The sequence below is a fragment of the Planktosalinus sp. genome (assembly GCF_059864935.1).
In genome coordinates, this window is record NZ_JCBCCK010000114.1 from 1 (window position 1) to 5,463 (window position 5,463).

Here is a 5,463-nt window from a genome sequence, read left to right on the forward strand (position 1 = left end):
GGTTGTACACTTCCATTTGCGCCAGGCTGTTGCCTTTCAAACAGAGCACGACTAAATCATCAATATGTTTTTCGGTTAGTGTCAAAAAAAACGTTAGTTTGTATTAAAGATAGTTTAAAACCCAAATTGTTACACTTTTGATTTAAATTTTAAAAAATAAATTTTCAGCTGGCATAACTATTGCCTTTTAATGACAGATATTTGTTGGAGAAATGCTGAAGATTAGTGGTTTAGCCTGGCAGTATCTTTTAAATTATTATTTTAACCTAAAAATTGCTCAAGTGTTGTATGACACTATGACCATAAAATAGCACTATGTCAAATTCAAAAATAATCGATTTAGACAGTTTGTCATTTCAGGAACTGAATGAAGATGCGGAATTGATTCCTTTAATGACTCCCGAAGACGAGGATGCCATCAATAAAGAAACCTTGCCTGATGAGCTGGCTATTTTGCCACTTCGAAATACCGTACTCTTTCCCGGAGTAGTGATTCCCATTACCGCTGGCAGGGACAAATCCATAAAACTGATCAACGATGCCAACAGGCATTCAAAAGTCATTGGTGTTGTTTCACAAAAATCTGAGTCAACAGAAGAACCGGAAACCAAAGACATCAATACCCTTGGTACAGTAGCCCGAATACTTAGGGTGCTCAAAATGCCCGATGGCAACGTAACGGTTATCCTTCAGGGTAAAAAGCGTTTTACCATTGATGAATACACCAATACCGAACCTTACTTTAAAGCCAAAATCAAACCGGTGGAAGAAGCACGTCCGGCAAAAAACAACAAAGAGTTTAAAGCCATCATTGAATCGGTCAAAGACCTGGCGTTTCAAATCATTGAAGAAAGCCCGAACATTCCTTCAGAGGCTTCCTTTGCCATTAAAAATATAGAAAGCAACTCGTTTTTAATCAATTTTGTTTCTTCAAACCTCAGCATCAGTGTAGAGGAAAAGCAAAAGCTTCTTGAAATCAATTCACTGGAAGAACGCGCGATGGAGACCTTAAAATATATGAATGTCGAATTGCAAAAACTGGCGCTCAAAAACGACATTCAGTCCAAAGTGCGTTATGACCTTGACCAGCAACAGCGAGAGTATTTTCTTCACCAGCAAATGAAAACCATACAGGAAGAGTTGGGCGGTGTTTCTCATGAAGAAGAACTCGATGAAATGAGCTTGCGGGCCAAAAAGAAAAAATGGTCAGCAGAGGTTGCCAAGCATTTTGAAAAAGAATTGGCCAAGATGCAACGTATGAACCCTCAGGTGGCTGAATATTCCATTCAGCGCAACTATCTGGATTTGTTTCTCGACCTGCCGTGGAATCATTTTTCCAAAGACAAATTTGATTTGAAACGCGCCAAACGCATTTTAGACCGTGACCATTATGGCCTCGATGATGTAAAAAAACGCATCATTGAATATTTAGCGGTATTAAAACTGCGCAACGATATGAAGTCGCCCATCCTTTGTCTTTACGGACCTCCGGGAGTGGGTAAGACCTCGTTGGGTAAATCAATCGCTGAAGCCTTGGGAAGAAGTTATGTGCGGGTTTCATTGGGTGGTTTGCGCGATGAATCGGAAATTCGCGGGCACAGAAAAACCTATATAGGTGCTATGCCCGGCAGGATTGTTCAGAGTGTAAAAAAAGCCGAAACCAGCAACCCTGTTTTTGTGCTTGACGAGATAGACAAACTTTCGTTGGGCAATCAGGGAGATCCTTCTTCTGCTTTGCTTGAAGTGCTTGACCCTGAGCAGAACAATGATTTTCACGATAACTTTTTGGAAGTGGGCTATGACCTTTCCAAAATCATGTTTGTTGCCACGGCAAACAGCCTGAGTACCATTCAGCCGGCACTTCTTGACCGTATGGAAATCATCAATGTGACCGGATACACCATTGAAGAAAAGGTTGAAATTGCCAAGCGGCATTTACTGCCCAAGCAATTGAAAGAACATGGTTTAACTGCCAAAGATCTTAAAATTGCCAAGCCACAATTAGAAAAAATTGTGGAAGGCTACACCCGTGAATCCGGTGTGCGTGGTTTGGAAAAACAGATTGCCAAAATGGTGCGTTATGCCGCAATGAATATTGCAATGGAAGAGGAGTACAGCGTGAGTGTTTCCAACAATGACATCATCAAAGTTTTGGGTGCCCCCAAAATGGAACGCGACAAATATGAAAACAACGACGTGGCAGGAGTGGTAACCGGACTGGCCTGGACACAGGTGGGAGGTGATATCTTGTTTATTGAATCCACTTTATCCAAAGGAAAAGGTAACCTCACCATCACCGGAAACCTTGGAAAAGTAATGAAAGAGTCGGCTACCATTGCCATGGAGTTTATCAAATCAAATGCAGATGAACTTTCGCTCGACCCGGATATCTTTGAGAAGTACAATGTACACATTCACGTGCCTGAAGGTGCTACTCCAAAAGACGGACCCAGTGCCGGGATCACAATGCTGACCTCTTTGGTATCTTTGTTTACACAGCGTAAAGTAAAGAAAAGCCTTGCAATGACCGGCGAAATCACTTTACGTGGAAAAGTATTGCCCGTGGGTGGTATCAAAGAAAAAATCCTGGCGGCCAAACGCGCCCGCATCAAGGAAATCATCCTCTGTGAAGAAAACAAAAGGGATATAGACGAAATCAAGGAAGACTATTTGAAAGGACTGACTTTTCACTATGTAAAAGATATGAAAGAGGTGATTGAAATGGCATTGACCAATGAAAAAGTGAAGCATGCAAAAAAACTATAGGCTAACTGTCACATTTTAAATAGATTTTTTTAATATTCGATAACCCCAGTAGTTTGCCCCTTAAAGTTGGGCGGAGACCATCGGGGAATTTCTGGTTTATCTACAGACAGACAAATAAAACTATTTGGTTTTTTTGACGGCATACCCGATTTATACCTCCTATCCTTTCATTTTTTTTTGTTTGAGCTTTTTAAAGACTTCAGGTATAAGTGCTGTAAATGAATTATTTAAGTTAGCGTGTGCAAAGGGCATTATGTTAAATTTAGTTTATCTTTAAGATTTTATTTGCATTTTTTTAAAAAAATCTTTTCTTTAAAAATCGCAAAATAATCAATATGTGATTTTAACTTAAACCTTTTGTTAGATTTTAAAAGTCTAAAATTTATATGTATAATTCTCATTTACTTTAAAACATTATAGTATAATCCCTTAGCCGTGTTTAATATATGACTTAATACCAAAAACTGAAATTAATCTATATCCCACATATAATAAGATTTAAAAGTCCTCAATTAAAATTGTATTAACCTACTTAAAACAACCAATCATGAGACATTTTTATACTTTAGTTGTTACTGCTCTGTTATTCTTTTCATCTGTTTTTAATGAAATTTCTGCCCAAACTGCTCCGCCGATAAGTTTAGGTTGGACAAATGAAAATGCCTGTTCCATTTATGGGGGCGAGGCTTCTTTTCATATTGAAGAACTCGATGATCTTCCTTGTATCCAGGTTTGTCTTGGTTCTGAATCATTTTTTTGGTTAACAGGGGTTGAACCTGATTGGGTTATCACCTGGACTGTCATTGGTGGTGAAATCACAAATCAACCCGACTATGATAGCATATGGGTGTCCTGGGACATTCTAGATCCTCCGGCCGGTGTCTATGTAGTGATTAACGATGGTAATCTAATTTATGAATTTGGAATTTGTGTAGATGTGATTGATTTACCAAATGCTGAATTTTCAATAAAACCCCCATCTGAAGAATTGATTTATTGCCTAAATCAGGAAATCTTTTTTGTAAATACTTCAACTCCCAATCCGGGCGGTCAAATCATCAGTCATCACTGGGATTTTGGTGATGGCAATACTTCAAATGAATTTGAACCCTCACACAGATATGATACTCCGGGAGTATATGAAGTACAACTTACAGTTAGAAATGAATGCTATTGTATGAACACATATACAATAGAAATTAGAATTGAGGAATGGGGTGAGCCAGTTGAGATTAGCTGCCCAACAGTCACATGTGAAAATGCGGTGGAAACCTATACGGCAAATTCTGAATGCGAGTTTTACTGGTCTGTTGAAGGGGGTACGATTCAGAACAATACTGAAAACAGTCCGGTAGTGGAAGTACTTTGGGATAGGGTAGATGATTCCGGCTTTGGATGGGTAACATTGGAATTGTTGGGTTGTGATGTGTGCCCTGTTCCTTCAGTGGTGAAAGTTCCGGTAGTAAAAGAGAAGGGCCATATTAGCGGTGATGATACCATTTGTAATGGTAAACAATCTAGATACACCCTGCCACAATGGCCAGCTACTGAATATAATTGGTCACTTACCGATGCAAGTGGAGTTGATTACACTCAGTATCTAATATTTGTTCAACAGTTAAACGAAGTTCTTGTCTCACCCATTGGGGTGCCTCATGGGGTTTATACATTACGGGCGATATATTTCAATACGCTTAAAAATTGTAACGGGATGGCAGAAAAAGAAATCACGATAAATGATGCACCTCATACTATAACGGGGCCTGTTGCTGTATGTGCCGGTGAAAGTTTTACCTTTGAAACTGCTGAACCAGACCCCAATACCATATGGACATTGATCAATGAAGATAACGAGGTGGTGGACATTGTTGTTGATATTGATTTTAATTATTCACTTTTAGATCCGGGTCAATACATAATAATTGCAAACGGCCCAAACAGATGCGACAGTAGCGGGTTTATTTTCACTGTATACGACTTCCCCCCAACGCCACAAGGCATATTTCACCTTCCTGAAGAAGTGTGTCCTGATGTGGTTTATGAAATTTTATTTCAAAATACAGGTCCCTATTTGGACCCTACTGAGTATCATATAGTATGGGAAGTCGCAAATGGGTCATTAAATGGTCCGGGTAATGACTTCCTGATTGAGGCTATTTTTGATGACAACCCTGCCGGTCCATACACTGTTTCCATCAGTTATAAAAGAAAATCCAGTCCACGTTGCCAATCCCTATGGCTAACTTCACACCCGATTACCCCGGTGAACGTGCAAACAGACATTGAACCTTTTGATCCCACAAGTGGCACAACTATTAACACACACATCTATTGTACCAGTACCGAAACTTCCTTTAGGGTGGATGAACTGGATGGTGACCAATACATCTGGAGCATTGATCCACCAAATTTCGGGAGTATTGTCCAAGGTCAGGATTCCCCTGAAATTACGATAATGTGGAATGAAATTGCCAACAATGTAACAACAGGTCATGTGAAACTCGAAATCAGGAAATGTACTGAATGGTTTGTTGTTGATCAATTTGAAGTAGAACTCATCGAATCCCCAACCATCAACTGGACACCTCCCACACAATTATGTGCGGGTGAGGTTTTTAGCCTCACTTTTTCCGGAACACCAACGATAGGTACCGGTAACATAACCTTAGATTTAGGAGATGGGCAACCACCCCTAAC

Annotated in this window: 2 protein-coding genes; both read left to right on the top strand. The window is 39.7% G+C overall.

What is annotated here, in order from left to right; translation table 11 throughout:
* The first annotated feature begins 315 nt into the window (after positions 1 to 315).
* Positions 316 to 2,766 carry an endopeptidase La gene (gene lon / locus AC6F75_RS04955; RefSeq protein WP_500713838.1) on the top strand — a complete coding sequence of 817 codons (2,451 nt, stop codon included), beginning with the start codon at positions 316 to 318 and terminating at the stop codon, positions 2,764 to 2,766.
* Between the two features lie 547 nt (positions 2,767 to 3,313).
* Positions 3,314 to 5,463: PKD domain-containing protein (locus tag AC6F75_RS04960; RefSeq protein ID WP_500713839.1), on the top strand; the 2,150-nt coding region annotated here is incomplete at its 3' end.

Coding starts and splice junctions, on each gene's coding strand:
- lon (WP_500713838.1), top strand. CDS start 316: ATGTCAAATTCAAAAATAATCGATTTAGACAGTTTGTCATTTCAGGAA.